Genomic DNA, 26,785 nt, shown 5'->3' with positions numbered 1-26,785 from the left:
TCGGCTGCGCTCTCGCAGGATCGCCACATGGTTTCCACTCGATATCGAGGCGGTGCGATGTTTCTCTTCAATCCCCGAGCCACAGTTCCCGGCGCTGATCGTCACAACGCTGTGTGGGGGTGGTCGTGATGGATACCGACAAGAGGATCGATCCGCTGACCGGATCGCGAAGCCTGCCGGCAGGGGCGTTTCCCCTGTCAGCGGTGCAGCGCAGTATGTGGTTTGCGCAGCAACTTCACCCGACGGTGCCGTATTTCATTGCGCAGTACATCGAGTTCCACGGCGACCTGGACATGCAACTGCTCAGCCGCGCTGCAGTGGAGGCCGCCCACGAGTTCGAGTCGCCATTTCTGCGGTTGATGTACCCCGATGGTGAGCCGTGCCAGATCGTGGACTTCACGATCGATCCGGGTATCGACTACTTCGACTTCCGCGAGCGTGAGAACCCTCGGCAGGCTGCGTCGGAGTGGATGGACAACGATTACGCGACGACGCTCGACTTGACGCGTGATCGTCTCGTCGAGATGACAATTCTCCAAACTGGTGATCGAGACTACTTGTGGTACACCAGGATTCACCACGTTGCTCTCGACGGATACAGCGGAATGACGATAGTGAATCGAATTGCCGCGATCTACACCGCAGCAGTCGAGGGCCGGGAGCCTGCGGTAAACAAGGCGCTCGACGTCACGACGCTGTCCGAACTCGATCAGAAGTACCGCGAATCGAGTCGGTTCGAGGCCGACCGCGAATACTGGGCCCAGCGAGTGTCCGGCGTCGAGCACGGTTCTACGTTGGCAACGCGTGAGGGACCTCCGACTGCGCGTAGCGAACTCGTCAGTGCCGCGATGTCGGCGAACAGCCTTGCTGCCTTGGACGAGTGGAATTCGCGTTCCGGTGCCACTGCGGCGGCGGTGCTGATTTCGGCACTGGCGTGCTATTTGTCTCGCAACACCGGCTACGACGACGTTCTGATAAATCTGCCGGTCTCGGCGAGGACCACGGCACCGCTGCAACGCTCCGGCGGAATGCTGGTCAACGTCGCGCCCCTTCACATCCACGTCGACCCCGACGAAAGCGTGGACGATCTGGTCGGGCGGGTCCAACTCGAACTCCTCGGCGCGCTTCGTCATCAGCGATGCAGTCTCGAAGACATCAGGCGCGATGCGGGCTTGGCGGTCGGCGATGCACGACTGTCCGGTCCGATGATGAATGTGATGCTCTTCCGGCAGGAGATAACACTGGGATCACTGACCGGCGAGTTTCACATCGTCACGTCGGGGCCCGTCGAGGATCTCCTGGTCAACGTGTACCAGAGTGGCGACCCAGCTCAGACGTTGATCGACTTTCGTGGCAACCCCAATCGCTACGGTCACGACGAACTGGTTGAACACCACCGGGCGTTCACCGAGTTGGTCGCAGAACTGACAGCAGCACCGGCCGGTACGCCGATGAACCGGATTCATCCGGCAAGCGCCGAGGCCGGGGCACGCAGTGCGCAGCGGAGGGAAACCGAAAGGTTCTGGGCTGGATATCTGGGGGACTCCGACGAGGGTTCGGCGCTGGGGCTCGAGCGAATCGACGCAGAATCGGAGCCGACCACTACGAATCGGCTCAGCTTCCCGCTCGATCCCGCGGTCGCCGAACTTGCACGTACGGAAGATGTCTCACTCTTTGCCGTTGTCCACGCGGCATTTGCGGCATTGTTGTCGAGATCGACCGAGCGCCGTGACGTGTTGATCGGAACGAGGACCGAGTGGGGGACTTCGCCGCTGCGCTGCGAGGTCGATCCGGCGGCGCCGTTCGACGAGTTCGTGAGTTTTCTTGCTCGAGAACGCGACACGTTGTTGGTTCGATCGGCGGCAGGTATCCCCGAGCTGCCCGAGTTGCACGTCCATCTCAACGACGGCTCGCAGGAGACCACGATTGCCGGCCTCGATGTGGCGATCGACGTCCACGCGGATACCGGCGCCCTCGAGGTGGCGTACTCCACGCAGCACTACGCCGAATCCACGGTCCAAGCCTTCCTCTCGCGACTGGTGCGGATCCTTGCGGGCGCAGCGGCAGCCCCGCGAACGTCGGTCGGAGATCTCGATCTTCTCGACGAGTTCGAGCGTGAGTTCCTTATGCCGGCACGGGGAGCGACCGCGTCCGCGCCGTTGACCCTGCCCGATATCCTCAGCCGGGCCGCGGCTGTGAACCCCGATGCCCCGGCGCTCGTTTTCGGTGATCGTGAGGTGAGCTACCGGGAACTCGACGCCGAGTCGAACACACTCGCCCGCGAACTGATCAACAGGGGAGTCGGCCCAGGCACCTACGTCGCCCTTGCACTGTCGAGGTCGATCGAATCGGTGACCGCGACGTGGGCAGTGGCCAAGACCGGCGGCGCCTTCCTTCCGATCGATCCGCACTACCCCGAGGATCGTATTCGGCACATGCTCACCGATTCGGGAGCTGTTGTCGGAATCAGCGTGGGGGAGCACCATGCCGGGCTCGCCGATTCGGTGGACTGGCTGCTTCTGGACGAATTCCGCACCGACGAACCGAACGCGTACCGCTCGGACGCACCGCTCGACGATGGCGAACGTCGCTCACGCGTTCGCTACGACGACCCGGCTTACCTGATCTACACCTCGGGATCTACCGGCGTCCCCAAAGGCGTCGTGGTCAGTCACCGCGGGCTGAGCAGCTTCGCCGACGAAGAACGAATCAGGTTCGGAGTCGAACCAGGCGACCGCACCCTGCATTTCTCGTCGCCGAGCTTCGACGCTTCGGTACTCGAACTTCTCCTTGCCTTCGGCGGCGCGGCGACGATGGTGATAGCGCCGCCCACCGTGTACGGCGGCGACGAACTGGCCCAGGTGATGCGCGTCGGCCGGGTGACACACGCTTTCGTCACCCCGGCCGCGCTGGCAACTGTTGATCCCGCCGGCCTACCGGATCTACGAGTGGTCGTGACCGGCGGCGACGCCTGCTCGCCCGCGCTGGTAGATCAGTGGTCACACGGACGCTCGATGTTCAACGCGTACGGACCGACCGAAACCACCGTCGTCGCCACCCTGACCGGACCGCTGAGCAGCGATGTTCCCGTCACGATCGGAAAGCCGATGCGCGGCGCCGCGGCCGTCCTCCTGGATTCGCGGCTTCAACCGGTGCCGATCGGTGTCGCCGGCGAACTCTATGTGAGCGGTATCGGTTTGGCGCGTGGATACCACGCGCGAGCCACGATCACGGCCGAACGATTCGTCGCCGACCCCAACGGCGTTGCGGGAGAGCGCATGTACCGCACGGGTGACCTCGCGCGGTGGAACGGCGCGGGTGAGCTGGAGTACCTCGGACGGAGCGACTTCCAGATCAAGATCCGCGGTTTCCGCGTCGAACTCGGCGAGATCGACGACGTACTGCGCCGCCATCCGAGCGTCGCGCAGGCCGTCACCGCCGGAGTTTCGGGCCCGAGTGGGGAAACACTGTTGGCGGCGTACGTCACGGCGGCTGAGGGCACGCACATCGACAACTCCGAATTGATCGCCCACGCCGGATCCTCGTTGGCAGCGCACATGGTTCCGTCGCGGATCGTCGTACTCGATTCCATTCCACTGACTCCCGCCGGAAAGATCGACAGGAAAGCATTACCGGACATCGATTCGGCTGGCGGCACGGCCGAATACCGTGCCCCCGAGACCTCGACCGAGAAGCGAATTTCTGCAGTGTTCTGCGATCTGCTCGGCATCACCAGGGCGGGAGCAGACGACAGTTTCTTCGACCTCGGCGGTGACTCGCTGATCGCGACCCGAGTCGTGTCGAGGGTCAACGGAGCACTCGGGACGACGCTGAGCGTTCTCGACCTCTTCGAGGCGCCGACCGTCTCCGCTCTGGCTGCTCGCGCAGACCTCGCGGACTCGCGGAACACGCGCGCCCCAGCACTGACGCGTATCGATCGCCCTGACCGGATACCGGTATCTCTGGCTCAGCAACGTATGTGGCTGACCAATCAACTCGATCCGAGTTCGCCGGCGTACAACATTCCGATCGCGGTTTCGATGACCGGCGATCTCGACGTCAACGCACTGTTCACCGCACTGCGGGACGTGATCGTTCGGCACGAGGTCTTGCGGACCGTTTTCCCCGAGAGCGCCCGTGGTCCGGTCCAGCACGTTCTCGGTGTGGACGAGATGTTCGATCATCTCGAGGTGGAAACGGTGCCTGCCGCAGCGGCCGCAGCGCGGGCGAGCGAACTGGCACGAACGGGATTCGACGTCAGCGAATCGGTGCCGATCCGCGCCACTCTGCTCGAGGTGAACGAACGCGAGCACACCCTGGTCCTCGTCGTTCACCACATTGCAGCGGACGGCCTGTCGATGGCGCCGCTGGCTCGTGACGTGATGGTCGCGTACGCGTCGAGGGCGAGCGGGCGTGTACCGGCGTGGTTGCCGCTCGAAGTGCAGTACGGCGATTTCAGCGAATGGCAACGCGGAGCGCTCGGCGAAGCGTCCGACCCGGATTCGATTCTCGCCGAGCAGTTGCGGTTCTGGTCGCACACGCTCGCCGAACGCGGTGAGCTCGCGGAACTGCCGATGGATCATCCGCGGCCTGCAGGTGTCTCGCTGCGCGGTGGCGATCTCGATTTCCGGATCGACTCCGCGACGTACCGCCGGGTCGGCGAGATCGCGGCGCGATGCGACGTCAGCGTGTTCATGGTGATCCACGCCGCGCTGGCCGTCCTGCTCAGTCGAGAATGTGGAGCGAACGACATCACGATCGGCACCCCGGTGGCCGGGCGTAGCGAGCGCGCCCTCGACGACGTCGTCGGAATGTTCGTCAACACGGTGGTGCTGAGGACGGTTCTCGACGGGGGACTCACCTTCGGTGAAGTTCTCACCCGCGTCCGGGACGTCGACGTGGCGGCCTTGCAGCACACCGAAGTGCCGTACGACGTGCTCGTCGAATCCCTCGCAGAGCGCCAGGCACCGCTGTTCCAGGTCATGTTGGTGATGCAAGGCGCTGCTCCCGCCGAGGTCACCTTGCCCGAGCTCGACGTCACGGTTGACGAACTGTCCACGGGTGCAGCAAAGTTCGATCTTCAGGTCATTCTCACCGACCGCGGCGACCATCTCGACGGCCAGTTGAACTATGCCAGCCAACTTTTCGACTCGGACACCATGTCGGGCCTCGCTGATCGCTTCACGATGCTCCTCGACGCGGTAGCGGCCGACCCCGAATCAATCGTCGGCGACGTCGATCTCACAGCTGTGGGCGAGGCGGAACTGGTCCTCGAGCGCTGGAATGCCACCGAACACGCCGTACCGATCACCACCCTCTCCGACCTGGTGGCGGAGCAGGCAGCCCGGACGCCCGAGGGGGCCGCGCTCATCTACGGCGAGCGGACACTGACGTATGCGGAGTTCGACGCGAGGGTCAGCGAACTTGCCAGAACCCTCATCGCCCACGGTGTCGGCCCGGACATGCGCGTCGCGGTGTCGATTCGCCGGTCACCCGAACTACTCGTCGCGGTCCACGCCGTGATCCGTGCCGGTGCGGCGTATGTCCCGGTGGACCCCGACCATCCGGCCGAACGGATCGCGTACGTCTTCGACATCGCCGCACCGATCTGTGTGCTGAGCCGGCCCCAGGACCACGGCGCACTTCCCGCGCGAGTCCCGATCGTCGACGTCGATCTCGATCGTCCCGTGTCCACGACGGTGCCGATCACCGACGCTGATCGGATCCGACCCCTCCTCCCGGACAATGCTGCATACGTGATCTTCACGTCCGGATCGACCGGTCGACCGAAAGGCGTTGCAGTATCACACCGTTCGATCGTCAATCGCCTTCTGTGGATGCAAGACGCGTACCCACTTCACGCGTCGGACGTGGTGCTGCACAAGACTCCGGTGACCTTCGACGTCTCGGTGTGGGAACTGTTCTGGCCCCTGCAGACTGGTGCGCAGTTGGTGATCGCGGAACCGGAGGGGCACCGTGATCCCGGGTACCTGTCGGCGTTGATGGCCGAAAAAGGCGTCACGACGGCGCACTTCGTTCCGTCGATGCTCGCGGAATTCGTCGCGGTCGCGACTGCCGGGCAGTGCGCAAGCCTGCGTCAGGTGTTCTGCAGCGGTGAAGCTCTCGCTCCCACCACCGCGGAGGCGTTCACCCGTCTGAGTTCTGCAGGATTGTTCAACCTGTACGGACCCACGGAGGCTGCCGTCGACGTGAGCGCCGCCGAATTCACCCCCGACATGACCGTCACCGTTCCCATCGGTGCTCCTGTGTGGAACACCCAGCTCTATGTCCTCGACGGGCGGCTGCATCCCGTTCCGGTCGGCGTTCACGGCGAGCTGTACCTGGCGGGAGTGCAACTGGCGCGTGGATACCTCGGGCGCAGCGATCTCACGGCCGACAGATTCGTGGCCGATCCGTACGGCCCGGCTGGCACCCGGATGTACCGAACCGGTGATGTCGTCCGGTGGCGCGCCGACGGGCTGCTCGACTACGTCGGTCGACGCGATTTCCAGGTCAAGATCCGCGGCCAGCGCATCGAGCTCGCCGAGGTCGAAGCAGCGTTGCTCAGGCTGCCCGGTGTCACGCAAGCTGCTGCTCTCGTCCATCACGACGACGTGGTCGGTGACAGCTTGGTCGGCTACGTCATCGCCGAGACCGGCACCTCGATCGACACGGACGGCATGCGCGCCGAGTTGAGAGGTCTCCTTCCCGCCTACATGGTTCCCGCAGTGGTCATCGCCCTCGACGTGTTTCCGCTCGGCTCGACCGGCAAGCTCGATCGGAAAGCCCTGCCCGCTCCCAGCTTCGACAGCTCGCAGACGTATCTGGCGCCGCGAACACCGCTCGAAGCACAGTTGGCGGCGATCTTCGAGGAGCTGCTGGAATCCGGGGCCGTCGGTGTTCACGACAACTTCTTCGAGATCGGCGGAAACAGTCTCGTCGCTGCCCGCGCCGTGGCGCGCGTGAACGATTCACTCTCGTTGAACCTGTCGATCAGAGAGTTGTTCGACGCGCCGACCGTTGCGCAGTTGGCGGTCGAGTGCGCAACGGCGCGAGGGGGAGCAACCGTTCTTCCACTCGAGGCGTTGCCGCGGCCACAGTCGATTCCGCTGTCGCTGGCGCAGAAGCGCATGTGGTTCGTCAATCAATTCGACGTCACCTCCGCGGCGTACAACGTGGCCATAGCGATCAGGCTGAGAGGCCGGTTGGACGTTGCGGCCTTGGAAGGCGCGATCACCGATGTGCTCGATCGCCACGAATCGCTGCGCACGCTGTTTCCCATGATCGAGGGAGTGCCGGCGCAGGTGATCGTGGAACCCGGTGAAGCGTTGGGGTCGCTACCGATTGTCGGCGCGAGCACCGAAGCGGTACTCGGGGAGATCGAACGCGTCACCTCGAGGGGCTTCGACGTGACGCAGGCTCCACCGATCAGGGCGGAACTGATCGAGGTCGACGCAGAAGATCACGTCCTGGCTGTGGTCGTCCATCACATCTGCGCCGACGGATTCTCGATGGCACCGTTGGCGTTCGACGTGATGAGCGCGTACTCGGCACGGCATCGAGGTGAGGCACCCGACTGGTCTCCTCTCCCGGTCCAGTACGCGGACTTCGCGATCTGGCAGGAAAGGGCTCTCGGACGGATAGACGAAGCGGAGAGCACCCTCGCCGGCCAGCTCGAGTACTGGACACGTCAGCTGGCAAGTGTGCCCGAGCTTCTCGCGCTCCCCGCAGATCGCCCGCGGCCGCGCGTACAGGATCTCTCGGGCGGCGTCGTTCGATTCGACATCGATGCCGGCATTCATCGTCGTCTGAGCGAAACCGCGATCGAACACCGAAGCAGTATGTTCATGGCGATACACGCCGCGTACGCGGTGCTCGTGGCCAGATTGTCCGGCATGGAAGACATCACGATCGGCTCACCGATCGCCGGACGCGGAAATGCCCTCCTGGATCCGATGGTCGGTATGTTCGTCGGAACGTTGGTGCTGCGCGCCGATGTCGACCCCGCAGCCTCGTTCACCGATCTGTTGGCCAGAGTTCGCAGCACCGACCTCGACGCCTTCGCTCACGCAGACGTCCCCTTCGAGCGCGTCGTCGATGCGCTGGCTCCGGAGCGGTCGACTTCGCATTCACCGTTGTTCCAGGTGATGCTGGAGTTCAAGAACACCAGTCGACCAGCAGTTCGTCTGACGGACCTCGAGGTCGAGGTCCTCGAACTCGAATCCGCCGTTTCGAATTTCGATCTGCAACTCACGCTTGCCGAGACATTCGACGACGACGGCCGGCCGGCGGGAATCGAGGCCGGGTTCACCTACGCGAGCGCCCTGTTCGACGAGTCGACGGTCGAAGGCTTCGCTCGATATCTTGTTCGGATCCTTGGTGCGGTGACCGAATCACCGCACACGCCGGTCGGCGACATCGATCTCGTGGTCGACACCGACACGATCAGCGTCGTGTCTGCACCGGAACTTCCCGACCAGGTTCACTTCTCGACGTTGCTCGAGCGGAAGTACGTCGACGAACCGCAGAGAACTGCACTGATTTTCGGCGACCGACATCTGACGTACTCCGATCTGGACCGCCGGGCCAATCGGCTTGCACGACTGTTGATCGGCCGCGGGGCAGGTCCGGAATCCGTTGTCGCCCTGGCATTGCCACGCTCACTGGAATCCGTGGTCGCGATCTGGGCGGTTGCCCGGACCGGCGCCGCATTCGTACCCGTCGACCCGGCGTACCCCGTCGACCGCGTACATCACATGATCAACGACTCGGGAGCGGGCGTCGTCCTCACCACCGCCGAGCATGTGGGTGTCGTCCCCGACGAGGCAGACGCAGTTCTGCTCGATCAGGCCGAGACACTGGCAACCCTCGAACAGTTCGGAGATCAGCGGCTGGAGGCCTCGGAACTGGCGGGGACGGTGTCTCTGGACAATCCCGCCTATGTCATCTACACCTCCGGTTCCACCGGCGTCCCCAAAGGTGTCATGGTCACTCACCGTGGGCTTTCGGCACTCGCCGAACAGGAACGTACTCGATTCGGGGTGGAATCGACCTCGCGCACGCTGCATTTCAGCTCACCGAGCTTCGACGCCTCGATTCTCGAACTCCTGATGGCCGTTGGTGCCGGGGCCACGATGGTCATCGCTCCACCGAGCATCATCGGCGGAACCGAACTGACGAGCCTGATCGCCGATCAGCACGTCACGCACGCCTTCATCACCCCGGCCGCTCTGGCCACGGTCGATCCGAGCGAACTGAACGAGCTGGTTTGCATCGGAACCGGTGGCGACGTCTGCCCGCCCGATCTCGTCGCCGCCTGGGTCAGTGATCACCGGATCATGATCAATGCCTACGGACCGACCGAATCGACGGTCGTCGCCAGCATCACCGAGCCGATGTCCCCGGCCGATCGAGTGACGATCGGTCGCCCGTCGACAGGCATCACTGCGTGGGTCCTCGACAATCGCCTGCACCGCGTCCCGGTCGGAGTGACGGGGGAGCTGTACGTCAGTGGCGACGGACTCGCCCGCGGTTACCGCAACCGCGCCGGCACCACCGCCGAACGTTTCGTGCCCAATCCCGCGGGCAGTGCGGGCACACGGATGTACCGCACCGGCGACCTCGCCAGGTGGAACAAGAACGGCGAACTCGAGTACCAGGGCCGAGGTGATTTCCAGGTCAAGATTCGTGGGTTCCGCATCGAACTCGGCGAGATCGAAGCAGTTCTGGCTCGCTATCCCGGGGTCGCGCATTCCGTGGTGACCACGCTCGAACGTGACGGAGGCGCCGCGCGAATCGTCGGATACGTCGTGCCCGCCAACGATGCTCAGACTGTGGATCCCGAGGCCGTCATCGCGTTCGCGGGTTCGGCTCTGGCCCCGTACATGGTTCCTGCGGCGGTGGTCGTGCTCGACGAACTGCCGATGACTGCCAACGGAAAGCTCGACCGCCGAGCCCTGCCGGTTCCCGACCTGCGAGCAACCCAGGCACGCTCGCGGGCTGCCGAGTCCGATACCGAGCGCACGCTGGCCGCCTTGTTCGTCGATGTCCTCGGTGTCGAATCGGTGGGCGTCGACGACTCGTTCTTCTCGATGGGCGGCGATTCGATCATGTCGATTCAGCTCGTCGCCCGTGCCCGCGACGCCGGGCTCGTGTTCACCCCGCGTGACGTCTTCGAGGTGAAATCGGTCGCCGGTCTTGCGGTTTTGCTGGCATCGACCAAGGACGACGAACCCGAGGTGCTCGAGGAACTTCCCGGAGGCGGCGTCGGCCACATGCCGTTGTTGCCGGTGGCACAGTGGTGGCTCGACCGGCTCGGCTCCGATCTCCAGGGGCTCGATTCGTTCTCCCAAGCGACCCTTCTCAATGCGCCGCACGGGCTTCGCAGTGTGGAGCAGTTGACCGCAGCGCTTCAAGTCGTTCTCGATCGTCACGACATCCTTCGCGCGCGCCTCGAACTCGACGGCGAGCGCGGGCTCATAGTCGGCGATCCGGGATCTGTTGCAGCCGAGGACATCTGCCGGGTAGTCGAGGTCGAGGCCGAGCCGGGCACCGCCGTGTTCGACGCGGCGATCGTCGCCGCCCTGGGTGATGCACGTCGAGAACTCGACCCCGTCCGGGGCGAGATGGTGCGGGTCGTCTGGTTGTCCGGCGTACGCAACACCGGCCGGTTGCTCCTGGTGATCCACCACCTCGCGGTGGACGGCGTGTCCTGGCGCGTGCTCGTACCGGAACTTGCGTCCGCTTTCCACCGGATCGACGCCGGCGAGGAGCCGGAGCCGTCGTATTCGGGCACGTCGGTTCGTCGTTGGTCGCATGCGCTCCGTGACATCGCGCCCGATCGAAGAGTCGAATTGCCCCGGTGGCGTTCGATCCTCGAAGGTGACGACCCCCTGATCGGAACCCGGCCGCTGGACCCGCGGCTCGACACGTTCGATTCGGTCGGCCGAGTTGTCGCCGACGTGCCCGTCGAACTGTCCGACACAGTCCTGACCACGCTTCCCGCGCTCTTCGGTGGATCCGTCAACGACGGTCTCGTTGCTGCTCTCGCGCTGGCACTGACGCAGTGGAGGCAGGCACAGGGCATACGAACCGACAACGTGCTCGTCTCGATGGAAGGTCACGGACGCGAGGCTCACGTGGTGCCCGGTGCGGACGTCCTGCACACCGTCGGCTGGTTCACCAGTGTCTTCCCGATGCGAATCGACCTCGCCGACATCGACATCGCGAACGTGATGAGCAGCGGCCCCGAGGCAGCGGTGGTTCTCAAGCGGGTCAAGGAAGAACTGTTGGGAGTTCCGGACAGTGGCATCGGGTACGGAGTTCTGCGTTATCTCGACGAGGCGGGCCGAGCGGAACTGGAAGATCTCCGTCAACCGCAGATCTCCTTCAACTATCTCGGTCGTTTCTCCGGCACCGAGGCAGGAGAGTCGCTGGGGGACTGGGCGCTGGCCCGCGACGTCGATCTGGAAGCGGCAGCTCGGTCCGAGATGCCCGTGGGTTCGGTCCTGGACGTCAATGTCGTCACCACCGAAATCTCGGGTGCACCGCACATCGGTGCCACTATCGCCTATCCCACCGGCGTGCTGGCAGAGCGCGATGCTCGCGCCATCGCCGAACTCTGGGTGCAGTCGTTGCGCGCTCTGGCCAGCTACGCCGAACACAGCGAACGCGGGGGACTCACACCGTCGGACATCGACCTGATCGAACTGGACCAGGAGTCCATCGACCACCTCGAGCGCGAGTTCCCGACACTGACCGACGTCTGGTCCCTTTCACCGCTGCAATCCGGACTGCTCTTCCACGCCCGCTACGCCGAACACACAGTCGACGCGTACACCGTCCAACTCGCACTCGAACTCGACGGCGTCGACGCGTCCAGGTTGCACCGCGCCGCACAGGCGTTGCTCGACCGTCATGAGAACCTGCGAGCTGCGTTCACGACCGACACCGGTGGGCGATCGGTGCAGGTGATCAGCGCCGACGTGGACGTGCCGTGGACCGAGATCGACATCTCTCCGTTGGCCCCCACCGAACAGGCAACCGAGATACGCGAGCTCCTCCATGCGGATCGGGTGCGAGGCTTCGACATGGCCACGCCGCCCCTGCTGCGGTTCCTGCTTCTGCGAACCGGAGACGACGCGTATCGGTTGATCCTGACCAACCACCACATCCTCCTCGACGGATGGTCGATGCCGCTGCTGGTCCGTGACCTACTGACGCTCTACGCCACCGACAGTGATCACAGTGCCATCCCACGCGTGCACCCCTACCGGGACTATCTGAGCTGGATCAGCACTCGCGACGACAGCGTGTCGATCGAAGCCTGGGGCGAAGCACTCCGCGGACTCGACGACCCGACGCTGCTGACCGGAACTCACGCCGTCGACGAGGACGGCGCCACCTCACGCTCGACCACCACAGCCCTCGGAGAACGTGAGACGGAACTTCTGCGTGGATTCGTCCGCTCCCGTGGCCTGACGACAGCCTCCTTGATCCAGGTGGCCTGGGGAATCGTGCTCGCCGAACTCCTCGGCCGCGACGACGTCGTCTTCGGTGGAACCGTCTCCGGCCGACCACCCCAGGTGTCCGGCGTCGAGTCGATGGTGGGTTTGTTCATCAACACTGTCCCCGTCCGAGTTCGCCTCGACCCGCGAGAGTCACTGGCAGCGCTGTGCGTTCGTGTCCAAGCGGAACAGGCGCGGTTGTCCGATCACCATCATGTGGGGCTTTCGCACATCACTTCGGCAGTGGGGGCCGCTGCATCGTTCGACACGCTGACTGTGTTCGAGTCGTATCCCGTCGACCGCGGTGGACTCTCCTCGGGCACCGACATCGCCGGAATGCACGTTCTCGACGTCCACGACGCCGAGGATGCCGCGCACTATCCACTCGCAATCGTTGCCTCTGCGGCAGACGGGCGACTGCGGCTCAAATTCGAGTATTTCCCGGGAGTCCTGGGCGATCACGACATCGACGCGATCGCGGACCGGCTGCTCCGCACCCTCGAACTGATCACCGCACAACCGGATCTTCCGCTGGCGAAACTGCGTTTGATGCCGGATTCGCAAGTGCAGCAATTGGTTCCCGCGCGCGGCCGGCAAGGCCGCTCGGTAAGGACACTCGATCGCATCTTTTCGGACACCGCGAGCAGATTCCCCGAACGGGTCGCACTGTCCTGTGGTGACAGAAAGATGACCTATCGAGAGCTGGACGAGGCGTCGAATCAGTGGGCGCGCGTGCTCATCTCGGAAGGCGCGGGCCCGGACTCACGGGTGGCGATCTGTGTGGAACGGTCCTTCGAATCCGTCGCAGCGGTCTGGGCGATCACCAAGACCGGCGCCGCCTTCGTGCCGATCGATCCTCGCTACCCGAGTGACCGGATCTCGTTCATGCTCGAGGACTCGGCATCATCGCTCGGAATGACCACGGCTGCACACGCACCGGCCGGCGGTGGCGCAACGAAGTGGCTCGAACTCGACGACCCGGAGAACGCCACTCGGCTCTCCGGAGTGTCCACATCACCGCTACGCGAAGACGAGCGCCGGGGAACCCCGCGGCTGGAGAACACTGCCTACCTCATCTACACCTCGGGCTCGACCGGCCGGCCCAAGGGTGTCGTCGTCACGCACACCGGTCTCGAGAACTTCGCCGACGAACAGCGTCATCGCTACGGTCTCACGGAGAATTCACGCGCACTGCATTTCGCCTCGCCGAGTTTCGACGCCTCCGTTCTCGAGTATCTGCTCGCCTTCGCCGTCGGCGGCGAACTGGTCGTAGCTCCCACCACCGTCTACGGAGGGGCCGAACTGGCCGACGTTCTCCGAGAGGGACATGTCACGCACGCGTTCATCACGCCCGCAGCGCTGACGTCGGTGGATCCCGAGGGACTCGACGAACTGACCACCATCACGGTCGGTGGCGAGGCGCCCTCGGCGGACCTGGTGCGCACCTGGGCGCCGGGAAGATCGTTCGTCAACGTCTACGGACCCACCGAAACCACCATCTCCTGCAACCTCAGTGACCCCATCCCAGCCGGTGAGAAGGTCTATCTCGGGCCGCCGAACCGCGGCTTCAGCGAGGTCGTCCTCGATCGCAGACTTCAACCGGTGTCCGTCGGAGTTCCCGGCGAACTGTATGTCGCCGGAGTTGGACTCGCGCGCGGCTATCACGGGCGTTCATCGCTGACGAGCGAACGATTTGTCGCCAACCCGTACGGCGAGCCGGGGGAGCGGATGTACCGCACCGGAGACGTGGTGCGCTGGCGCAGTGACCGCACCATCGAGTACCTCGGACGCAGCGACTTCCAGGTCAAGATCCGCGGGTTCCGTATCGAACTAGGCGAGGTCGACACGGCGTTGGGTCAGCTGCCCGGTGTGGAGTACGCGGTCACATTGGCGGTGCGCGGACCCTCCGACGAGCAGGCCTTGGCGGCATATGTCGTCTGCGACGACGAACGCCCGGTGAGCGCCGAGGACATCCGGGCGGCGGCACGGGAGCTACTGCCGGCACACATGGTGCCCGCGAGCGTCGTCGTGCTCGACGAGCTACCACTGACCGGCGTCGGCAAGGTCGATCGGGCTGCTCTTCCGGCACCTCGCTTCGACACCGATGCCGAAACACTCGCTGCACCGGCGACCGAGCTCGAACGGCTGGTCGTGGGCGTTTTCGAGGACGTGCTCGGAGTGTCCCCGATCGGTATCGATACTCACTTCTTCGACATCGGCGGAAACTCACTGACCGCGACCCGCGTCATCGCCCGCGTCAACGCACTTCTCGGCACCGACATCGGCGTTCGAGGATTGTTCGAGTCTCCGACAGTTCGGCAGCTGTCTCGTCTGGCGGAGAGTGTCGGCCGCGGCGAGAACCCCAGACCACCGTTGACTCGGCGATCTCGCCCGGATCCACTGCCCGTGTCATTGGCACAGAAGCGGATGTGGTTCCTCAACCAGTTCGACGTGACCTCGCCGGCCTACAACGTTCCCCTGGCAGTGCGCCTCGACGGCGATCTGGACTTCGCCGCATTGCAGGCCGCGGTAGCGGACGTATTGGGTCGCCACGAGAGCTTGCGGACGAAGTTCCCCTCGATCGACGGACAGCCGGTGCAGCAGGTGATGTCCAGCGACGAGGTCATGCCGATCCTGGAGCCGGAAATCGTCACTGCTGCCAGAGTGTCCGATCGAATCCTCGAGCTGGCCTCGGCAGGCTTCGACGCCTCGGCCGAAGTTCCGATCCGCTGCGCGGTCCTGCGCGTCGACGGGGACGAGCGCAGGCACGTACTCGTGATCGTCGTCCACCACATCGTCGCCGACGGGTTCTCGATGAACCCCCTGGCAGCGGACGTGGCAGCGGCATATGCGGCCCGCAGCGCCGGCAGTGCGCCGAGCTGGTCGGAACTGGCCGTGCAGTACGGCGACTTCGCTGTGTGGCAGCACGAAGTGCTCGGCTCCGAGGAAGATCCGGACTCGGCTCTGACCCGTCAGCTCGATTACTGGAAGGACCGACTCGCGGGACTGGGCGAGCCGATCGCCCTGCCGACGTCGTTCCCACGTCCGGCAAAGCCGTCCATGGTCGGCTCTGTTCACCGGTTCGCGGTATCGCCGCAGTCCCATCGGGCGCTGACCGATCTGGCCCGCGAGCACGGCAGCACCATGTTCATGGTCATGCACGCAGCACTGGCGGTACTTGCGGCACGCCTGGCCGGTACCGAGGACATCGCCATCGGTACACCTGTCGCCGGGCGCGGCGAGGCCGAACTCGATCACCTGGTCGGAATGTTCGTCAACACTCTTGTGCTGCGGGCACAGATCACGCCCGACGCGTCGTTCGAGGACGTACTCGCCCAGGTTCGCGAAGGCGACCTCGGCGCGTTCCAACACACCGACTTGCCCTTCGAAAGGTTGGTCGACGCACTCGCCCCGGAACGCTCGACGTCGCACACTCCGTTGTTCCAGATCCTCATCGAGTTCCGTAACAACGCGCTACCGCAACTCGAACTGCCAGGGCTGTCTGTCTCGGGAGTCGAGTTCGACCTACCCGTCGCCAAGTTCGATCTGCAACTCTCGGTCACCGAGCGTTACGACGCGGATGGCGGAACGGATGGAATCGACGCCGAATTCATCTACGCCACAGACCTGTTCGACGGTGAATTGATCGAATCGTTCTCACGCAGGCTGCTCACCCTCCTCGAGGCGGTCTCCCGAGAGCCGTCGACTCCTACCGGTGACATCGACGTCGTGGGCGTCGGCGAGCGTCGACAGATGCTGACCGAGTGGAACACTCACGCCGAACCGGCTCCGGCCGACAACATCGCGGACCGATTCTTCGAAGCTGTTGCAGCACATCCGTCGTCGACCGCGGTCAACGACAGCGACGGCGCCATGACGTACGCCGAACTGGACGGGCGCGCGAACCGCCTGGCGCGGCTCCTGATCGGCCGCGGTATCGGTCCGGAATCCGTGGTTGCCGTTGCGATGCCCAGAACCACCGATCTCGTGCTCGCCCTCGTCGCTGTCATCAAAGCGGGGGCGGCATACCTGCCGGTCGACATCACCTACCCGGCCGAGCGCATGCGATTCCTCTTCGACGACGCGCGGCCGGTATGCCTGGTCACGACCGGAGACTTCCGAAGCGACCTACCTTCGGAGATCATCGAATCCGGCATCGACATCGTCGAACTCGGATCGCCGGAGATCGCGGTACGCCTCGATCACTCCGCGCCACATCGCATCACCGACGCGGACCGGACGACACCACTTCTGCCCGACGCGATCGCGTACATCATCTACACCTCCGGATCCACAGGGCGCCCCAAAGGTGTCCAGGTCAGCCACCGAAACGTCCTGACTCTGATGGACAACACCTCCCCGACATTCGGGTTCGACAACACGGACGTGTGGACGATGTTCCACTCGTACGCATTCGACTTCTCCGTCTGGGAGCTGTGGGGGCCGTTGCTGCACGGTGGCCGGCTGGTCGTCGTCGACTACTACACGACCAGATCGCCGGACATGTTCCACGAACTGCTCCGCCGTGAGCGAGTGACGGTGCTGAACCAAACACCCACCGCCTTCTACCAACTCGCCGAAGCCGACCGTGCGTACTCACCGAACGGCACGGACCCCGACCTTGCACTGCGTTACGTCGTCTTCGGTGGAGAAGCGCTCGATCTCGGGCAATTGCGCAAGTGGTACGACCGTCGTGCGGACACGGCGCCGACGCTGGTCAACATGTACGGGATCACCGAGACGACAGTGCACGTCAGTCGAATCGCACTCGACCGCAACGACAGCGAGCACGCGTCGGCGAGCATCATCGGGCGAGCAGTACCAGGATTGTCCGTCTACGTACTCGATCGGCGACTGAACCTGGTGCCACCAGGTGTTGTCGGCGAAATGTACGTCGCCGGTGACCAGGTGACTCGGGGATACCTCGGGAAACCCGCATTGACTTCGGTGCGGTTCCTTCCCGATCCATTCGGTAGTTCGGGGGATCGAATGTATCGGAGCGGGGACCTGGCGAGGTGGAACGACGCGGGGCAGTTGGAGTACGTGGGCCGCAGTGATTTCCAGGTGAAGGTGCGTGGTTTCCGCATCGAACTCGGAGAGATCGAAGCCGCAATGCTCCGCTGCCCCGGCGTCGCTGCCTCGGTAGCACTTGTTCGCACAGAGGGAGCGTCACCGCGGATCGTCGGGTACGTGGTCGCCGAAACAGGCAGTACCGTCGATTCAGCGACGGTGACCGACTTCGTCGCCGCCGAACTCGCGGAGTACATGGTGCCCACCGCGATCGTCGTCCTCGAATCGCTTCCACTGACGGTCAACGGAAAGCTCGACCGACGCAGCCTCCCGGCTCCGGACTTCACCGTGACGGGAACAACCGAGGCAACGCGGGCACCAGCCACCGCCACCGAAGCGGTCCTCGCGGACCTCTTCGGAGAGGTTCTGGGGCGGGGCGGTATCGGAGTGGACGATTCCTTCTTCGGCCTCGGCGGCGATTCGATCATGTCAATCCAACTCGTCTCACGGGCGAAGTCCGCAGGCCTCATCTTCACTCCGCGGGACGTCTTCGAAGCGAAAACCGTGGCCGGCCTCACCAAGGTCCTCCTCATCGAATCATCGGAAACGGCACCGGTTCTCACCGAGCTACCCGGCGGGGGAGCCGGCCCGCTACCGCTCACACCGATCATGGAGTGGCTCGTCGAACGCAGTCGCGGTGACCTGAGCACGATCCGCAGTTACAGCCAGAGCGCGCTGATCGCACTGCCCGCGGATGTGTCCGGCCCCGCGCTGGAGCGCGCACTACAAACGATCCTCGACCGCCACGACGTACTGCGGGCACGTCTGGAGGCCGTGACTCACCAACTCGAGATCAGCGAACCCGGCACCGTCGCAGCCTCCGACATCTTGCACCGAACCCCCATCGTGTCCACCGGCGGCGAAGAATTCCTACGCGCGGCAGAAGCCGCGATGCAGGACGCATCCAGCCGACTCGATCCCGAGCACGGCAAGATGATCAGCGCAGTCTGGTTGGATCCGGTCAGCGCGAACGGCAACCGGCCTGAGGCGGGACGGTTGCTCCTGGTACTTCATCACCTCGCGGTCGACGGTGTGTCCTGGCGAATGCTGGTCCCCGGACTGGTCACGGCATATGCGTCGGCGTTCGACGGCGAAACACCGATTCTTCCCCCCGGCGGAACGTCGATACGTCGCTGGGCGACAGCGCTCGCCGAGGCCGCCGCAGATCGACGCGACGAGATCGACCTGTGGTCGAGGATGCGGACCGACGAACCAATGCTCGGAACGCGCGGGCTAGACCCCGCGGTCGACGTCGGAGCCACCGTCGACCGCGTCAGCGTCGACGTACCGACCTCGGTGACCGAGAACATCATCTCGGCGGTGCCTCGACATTTCGGAGGCTCGGTGAACGACGGGCTGCTTGCTGCTCTCGCGATTGCCGTCACCGCCTGGCGTCGATCGCGCGGACAGCGCAGCGGGGAAGTGCTCGTCAATCTCGAGGGACACGGGCGCGAGGAGAACGCAGCGCCTGGCGCAGACCTCTCGCGCACAGTCGGTTGGTTCACCACCTTGTTCCCCGTCCGGATCGATCTCACCGGACTCAATGTCGTCGATGCACTGTCCGGGGGATCAACCGCGGCCTCCGCTGTGAAAGTCGTCAAGGAAACGCTGCTCGGTCTGCCGGACAACGGCATCGGGTTCGGGATGCTCAAGTACCTCGACCGGAACGAAGAACTACAGGAGTTGCCCACACCTGAGATCTCGTTCAACTACCTCGGACGTTTTGCCGGCTCGGACCCCGAGCACGGCGAGGTGCCGTGGCTGCCGATCTCGGAAGTGACGCTCGACGAAGCGCACAGCGGAGATCTTGCCGCCGCGTCGGTGCTCGACATCAATGCCGTCACCACCGACACCGCGCACGGTCCGATTCTGCGCGCTACGTGGTCCTTCCCCCGCGGCATCCTCAGCGAGGACGAAGTCACGGAACTGGCGGAACTCTGGTCCCGAGCGCTCGGCTCGTTGAGTGAATACGTGGACGAACACTCCGAGCGCGAGCTCACGCCCACCGATCTCGATCTCGTCACCGCGGATCAGCAGAGCATCGAACAGCTCGAGCGTAGATTCCCCGACCTGACCGATATCTGGTCACTGTCACCGCTGCAGTCGGGCATGCTCTTCCACGCCCAGTTCGACGAAACGGAAATCGATCCGTACATGGTGCAACTGACCCTCGAACTCGGGGGTCGGGTGGAGGCGCCGCGCCTGCGTCGCGCCGCGCAGGCCTTGGTTGATCGTCATCCGAGCTTGCGCGCGGGATTTGTCTCCGCGCCGGGAGGGCGGGCGCTGCAGGTAATCCGTTCCGGTGTCGAGATCGGCTGGGCCGAGATCGACCTGTCCGGGACCGAGGACAGTGAAGTCGCGTTCGCTCAGCTGCTCGAGCGTGATCGCGCTCAGCGTTTCGACATGGAAACAGCACCCCTGATCCGGTTCATGCTCGTACGATTCGGACCGGACACAGCACGCTTCGTCGTGACGAACCACCACATCCTGCTCGACGGCTGGTCAACCCCTCTGTTACTTCGAGACCTGCTCACTCTCTACGCAACCGACGGCGACCCCGAGATTCTGCCCAGAGTTCAGTCGTATCGCGACTACCTCACCTGGATCTCGAAGCAGCACCCCGACTCTTCTCTGCGAGCCTGGCAGGAAGCGCTACGAGGAGTGGACTCATCCACCCAACTCTCGCAAGCGAGCACCGCCGCCGAAACCGTTGCCAGTGACATTCACTCGTACTCGCTGCCGACCGAACGAGCCGAGACCCTTCGGGCGTTCGCGCGAAGCCGCGGATTGACCATGGCAACCCTGGTCCAAGTGGCCTGGGGAATCGTGCTCGCCGAACTCCTCGGCCGCGACGACGTCGTCTTCGGTGGAACCGTTTCCGGACGCCCACCACAGGTGTCCGGTGTGGAATCGATTGTCGGCTTGTTCATCAACACAGTGCCCGTGCGAATCCGCCTCGACGCCCGAGAAACCCTCGCGGAACTGGCCATTCGCGTCCAATCCGAGCAAGCGTCACTACTCGACCACCACCACATCGGACTGTCGGACATCGCGGGAGCAGTGGGCGCCGCCGGTTCATTCGACACCCTGACGGTATTCGAGTCGTATCCCGTCGACGAGGCAGCCCTGACCGCCGAAACCGACATCGCGGGAATGCACGTCCTCGGCATCGACGGACGCGACTCGGCGCACTATCCGATTGCCGTTGTCGCGTCGGAAAGTGACACGCTGAACCTGAAGATGGAATACTTGCCGACGCACTTCTCCGCCCGCGAAGTCGCGAAGATCACCGAGCGCGTGGGCATCGTCCTCGAGCAGCTGGCGTCGGCGCCGGATCAGCCGCTGGCCCGCCTGCAGGTTCTCACGGAGTTCGAGAGCCGTGATCTTGCGCCGGTCTTCGGATCCCCGGGTCGCTCCGCTCGTACGCTCCCGGAAATACTCGCCGACGTCTCCGCCACATATCCCGACCGCATCGCGCTCTCGGCCGGCAGCCGTTCCATGACCTACATCGAACTGGACCGACGCTCGAACCAGTTGGCCAGAGCCATGATCCGCCGCGGCGCCGGGCCCGAGACGTCGGTCGCCATTGGCATCGAAAGGTCCGTCGAATCAGTACTCGCGGTGTGGGCAGTGGCCAAGACCGGCGCAGCGTTCGTCCCCGTCGACCCCACCTATCCGGCCGACCGAATCGAACACATGCTCAGCGACTCCGAGGTGTTGTTCGGGTTGACCGTCGTCGACGCCATCGACACATTGCCACCCATCGTGTCCTGGTTGGTGCTCGGAGAGGAAGCATTCGACGACGACGTCGCCACAAGCTGCACGCTGCCGATCGCCCAGGACGAACGGCTTGCACCGGTGGTCATGGACAACGCCGCCTACGTGGTCTACACCTCGGGATCCACCGGCCGACCCAAGGGAGTTGTCGTCACCCACACCGGACTCGACAGCTTCGCACTCGATCAGCAACGTCGATTCCACGCCGATCACCACTCTCGGACCCTGCACTTCGCCACCCCCAGCTTCGACGGTGCCATCTTCGAGTACCTGCAGGCATTCGGTGTCGGAGCAACCATGGTGATCGTCCCGACCGACATCTACGGCGGCGCCGAACTGGCAAGTCTGATCCGCCGCGAACACGTCACTCACGCGTTCGTCACCACGGCGGCACTCGCCACCGTCGATCCGGCCGGCCTGGACGAATTCCGGCACGTCGTCGTCGGGGGAGAGGCCCTGCCACCACATCTCGTCGGTCTGTGGGCACCCGGGCGGGAATTCGTCAATGCCTACGGCCCCACCGAGACAACCGTCATGGCAGACATCAGCGAACCCATGACAGTGGGTGCACCCATCACGATCGGTGGCCCGATCCGCGGTGTGCACGAGATGATCCTCGATTCGCGGCTGCAACCGGTGCCCGTCGGAGCTCCCGGTGAGCTGTACATCGCCGGCATCGGCCTGGCTCGCGGATACCACCGGCGTCCCGGCTTGACCAGCGAGCGATTTGTCGCCGACCCCTTCGGCAAGCCAGGCGACCGGATGTACCGCACCGGTGACATCGCCTCCTGGCGAAGCGATCACACCATCGAGTACGTCGGGCGCAGCGACTTCCAGGTCAAGATTCGCGGATTCCGTATCGAACTCGGTGAGGTGGACGCCCAGATCACTGCAATGGCAAGTGTCACGAACTGCGTGACACTCGGCGTCGACGGACCGGCCGGCGCAACCGTTCTCGCGTCTTACCTCACCGTCGAGGAAGGGTCGACGCTGACCGGCGCAGAGATCACCGCGCACCTCGCCGGACGTGTTCCCTCGCACATGGTTCCGGCCAGTATCATGATCGTCGACGAGCTACCGCGCACCGCGGTCGGCAAGCTCGATCGAAAAGCGTTGCCGACCCCGGAGTTCACCGGAACCGGCGTGGAATTCCGGGCTCCCGGCACCAGCCTCGAGCGTCGGATCGCCGACGCCTTCATCGATGTACTCGGCGTCGAGCAGGTAGGCGTCGACGACAACTTCTTCGAACTCGGCGGCAACTCGCTGATCGCCACTCGTGTGGTCTCGCGGCTCAACTCCGCACTGAACATCGACGTCGGGGTGCGAGTGCTCTTCGAGGCACCGACGACAGCTCAGCTCGCCGAACGGCTTTCCGACGCTGTCACTGCCGTCGGCACTGTGCCGCTCACTCCCATGGAGCGCGACGGTAACGTCCCGCTCTCGTTGGCGCAGCAGCGCATGTGGTTCCTGAACCAGTTCGACACACGCTCAGCCGCGTACAACATCCCACTAGCTGTTCGCCTCACCGGTGACCTCGACGTCACCGCCATGCAACAGGCGATCGCCGACGTCGTCGAGCGGCACGAAACCCTGCGGACGGTGTTCCCCGCCGTCGGCGGCGATCCGATTCAGAAAGTGCTCACCGCCGACGAGGCCGTACCGCCGGTCCGTGAAATGACGTTGGGAGAGCACGAACTCGCAGAGCGCATGCAACGACTCGCCACGACCGGTTTCGACGTGTCGGTGGACCTGCCGCTGCGCGTCGCGCTCTTCCGCCTCGACACCGATGAACCCGTTCACATTCTGTTTGTCGTGGTCCATCACATCTGCGCCGACGGTTCGTCGATGGCGCCGCTCGCACGCGACGTGATGACGGCCTACCTGGCGCGCACGGCAGGAACCGAACCCACCTGGGCGCCACTCGAAGTGCAGTACGCGGACTTCACGTTGTGGCAGCACCGCGTCCTCGGATCGGAAGACGATCCGGAATCCGTCATCAGTCGCCAATTGCGCTACTGGAGTGAGCAACTCGCCGGCCTCGACGACGTCATCGCACTGCCCACCGACCACCCGCGGCCCGTGCAACAGACCTTCCACGGCGACCGATTCACCTTCGACATCGACGCCAACACCCACCGCGCCCTCGCGGACCTCACCAGGGCAAACGGAGTGACGATGTTCATGGCTCTGCACGGCGCACTGGCCGTGCTGATGTCGAAGCTGTCCGGCGCCGAAGAGGTCACCATCGGCACACCGATCGCCGGCCGCGGTCAGGCAGCGCTCGACCACCTCGTCGGAATGTTCGTCAACACGCTGGTCCTGCGCACAGGCGTCGACCCCGACATCACGTTTGCCGAACTGGTGGAACACATCCGGGAAATCGATCTGGCCGCATTCCAGAACTCGGATCTGCCATTCGAACGGCTCGTCGACGTCATCAATCCGACCAGATCCACGTCGTACTCACCGTTGTTCCAGGTCGCCCTCGAACTTCAGAACAACGAACCAGCGCATTTCCACTTGCCCGGCCTCGATATCGAAGGCCTCACCGTGGAAACCGAATACGCGAAGGAAGATCTCGAACTGATCGTCGACGAGAAGTTCGACGAGTCCGGCGCCCCGGCCGGGATGTCCGCTGCGTTCGACTTCGCAACCGATCTCTTCGAACCCGCCACCATTCGGCGCTTTGCCGACCGCCTGCGTCTGATCCTCGACACTGTCGGACGCGAACCCGCAACACGTATCGCCGACATCGGCATCCTCGCCGCCGACGAAACAGCAGCCCTGGTGCCGGCATCCGGTGCAGCAGCGACTCGCGTGCAGGTGTGGCCGGAGATCCTCGCCGAGGCAGTCGCCTCGAACCCGGATGCTCCAGCTCTCTCGAGTCGCGAGGGATCGATGACCTACCGCGAGCTCGACGAGGAATCGACGAAGCTGGCTCGAGCGTTGTGCCGGCGCGGTGTCGGACCCGAAGATTTTGTGGCGCTGGGTCTGCCGCGGTCCACGGCGGAGATCGTCGCCATCTGGGCGGTTACGAAAACCGGAGCAGCATTCTTGCCGGTCGACCCGAACTATCCAGACGATCGCATCAACCACATGCTCGACGATTCGCGGGCCGTACTCGGCATCACCGACGACGCTCACCGCAGTCAACTTCCCGACACGGTCGAGTGGATGGTCCTCGATGAAGCGCAGACCGTCGACGAGATCGACGGCCAGAGCGCCGCCGCGATCACCGACCTCGACCGCACGATCCCCTTGCATCACGGGCATCCCGCGTACCTGATCTACACCTCGGGTTCAACCGGGAAGCCGAAGGGCGTCATCGTCACCCACCTCGGTTTGTCCAACCTCAACGCGGAGGAACATCAGAGATTCAACGTCCAGCCCTATTCGCGTATCTCTCACTTGGCATCACCGAGCTTCGACGCCTCGGTCTTCGAACTCATGATGGCGTTCGGCAGCGGAGCCTGCCTGGTCGTCATCCCACCCACGGTCTTCGGCGGATCCGAGTTGGCCGAAATCTTTGCCGACGAACACGTCTCACACGCGTTCATCACGCCGACCGCGCTCAGCTCCATCGAAAGCTCCGCGCTGCCAGAACTCCGCGTGCTCGCAGTCGGTGGCGAAGCCTGCCCACCCGAACTCGTGGACATCTGGGGCCGCGACCGCCGCATGTTCAACGGATACGGACCTACCGAATCCACCATCCAGGCCAGCGTCAGTGAACCCATGCGGCCGGGCAAGGACATCAACATCGGCCGACCGGCCATCGGCTTTGCCGGCCTGGTCCTCGACGGGCACCTCAAGCCCGTGCCAGTGGGAGTCATCGGGGAGCTGTACGTGACCGGCCCCGGACTCGCCCGCGGGTACCACAATCGTCCCGACCTCACCGCCGACCGATTTGTCGCCGATCCGTTCGGCGAACCAGGCCAGCGGATGTACCGCACAGGCGACCTGGTGCGCTGGCGCTCCGACAGCACACTCGAATACCTCGGCCGCAGCGACTTCCAGATCAAGGTCCGCGGATTCCGCATCGAACTCGGCGAAATCGACTCAGTCCTGATGGCACACCCATCCGTCTACTTCGCCGCAACACTTGGGCACGAAGCGCCGTCGGGGGAGACGATGATCGCCTCCTACATCCAGCCTGTAGAAGGACAGACCGTCGACGACTGGGAGCTTCGCCGCCACCTGTCTTCTCGCCTGCCTGCGCACATGGTTCCCGGCGCGATTGTCGTCGTCGACCGAATTCCGGTGACACCGGTCGGCAAGCTGGACCGTAAAGCACTGCCGACGCCGAGCTTCGAGCGTCGTACAGTCCCGTACGCGCCGCCGACCAACGACACCGAACGAACGGTCGTCGACATCTTCGAGACCGTGCTCGGTCACGAGCACATCGGCGTCGACGACGACTTCTTCGAACTGGGAGGAACGTCGATCGTCGCCACTCGAATAACCATCGAACTCGAGAAGCGCCTCGGGATGCGAGTGCCGTTGCAATCGCTTTTCCTGGATCCGACACCGGCCGGTGTCGCCCGGGCGGCTGACGGAATGGACGCACACTCGCCGGACGATTCTTCGGATCTGCTCGCCCCGATGATCACGCTGCGCGCCGGATCCGATCGAGCACCACTGTTCTTCGTCCATCCGGGTATCGGATTGTCCTGGGGTTATGCAGAATTCGTCAAGCACCTCGAGCTGGATCAACCCGTATACGGTCTTCAGCTACCGTCCCTGAGCGGCGGACCCAGCTTCGACTCGCTGACCGAACTCGCCGACGACTACGCGAATCGCATTGCAGCCGTGGCATCGACCGGCCCGATCCATCTGGCCGGCTGGTCGCTCGGCGGCGTCATCGCACACGCCGTGGCGCACAGTCTCACTCGGAGCGGACGTGACGTGACTTTGTCGATCCTCGACAGCTATCCGTCGTCGGATTCCGATCAGCCCGCAGAACTCTCGGTCTCCGAACTACTGGCCGGGCTCGCGATGCCGGCGGGATCCAAGCCCGTCGAAACCTTCGAAGAAGCGGCGGAATTGCTGGAGCAGACCCTGGGCGCCGGAATCGGAATCGAAGCGGAGCATCTAGCGCGGATCAGTCGCGGTTACTCCCACTCCGTCGAATTGACGAATCGGCACCAACCGCCTGTCCACCTTGGAGCCATCGACTTCTTCGTAGCCGGAAGATCTACGGAGAACGGACACGACGTGGCCGAATGGCGAAGGTTTGTGCAAGGCGACATTCGAGTCACCGAAGTCGATTGTGAACACAACCAGATGATCGAACCGGGTCCGGCGGCAAGCATAGCTGTACGATTGCGGGAAGTTATCGCTCAGTGGGGTGTCTGAACCAGGTTCGACATGGGTATGAGTGAAACACACAGGGTGATGGACCCCGGGTGGGTCCGGACGAGGGGAAAACGTTGAAA

General features: G+C 64.2%; 1 protein-coding gene. It reads left to right on the top strand.

All coding sequences use genetic code 11. The annotated features are described in order from the left end of the window. The first annotated feature begins 128 nt into the window (after positions 1–128). The gene (locus RE4_RS11005; RefSeq protein ID WP_060938596.1) at positions 129–26,705 is read left to right on the top strand and encodes a non-ribosomal peptide synthetase; all 26,577 of its coding nucleotides are present in this window, start codon (positions 129–131) and stop codon (positions 26,703–26,705) included. Positions 26,706–26,785 lie beyond the last annotated feature (80 nt).

This window comes from Rhodococcus erythropolis NBRC 15567, assembly GCF_001552595.1.
Lineage (GTDB): Bacteria > Actinomycetota > Actinomycetes > Mycobacteriales > Mycobacteriaceae > Rhodococcus_F > Rhodococcus_F erythropolis.
This window is presented reverse-complemented; position numbering and strand designations above follow the sequence as displayed.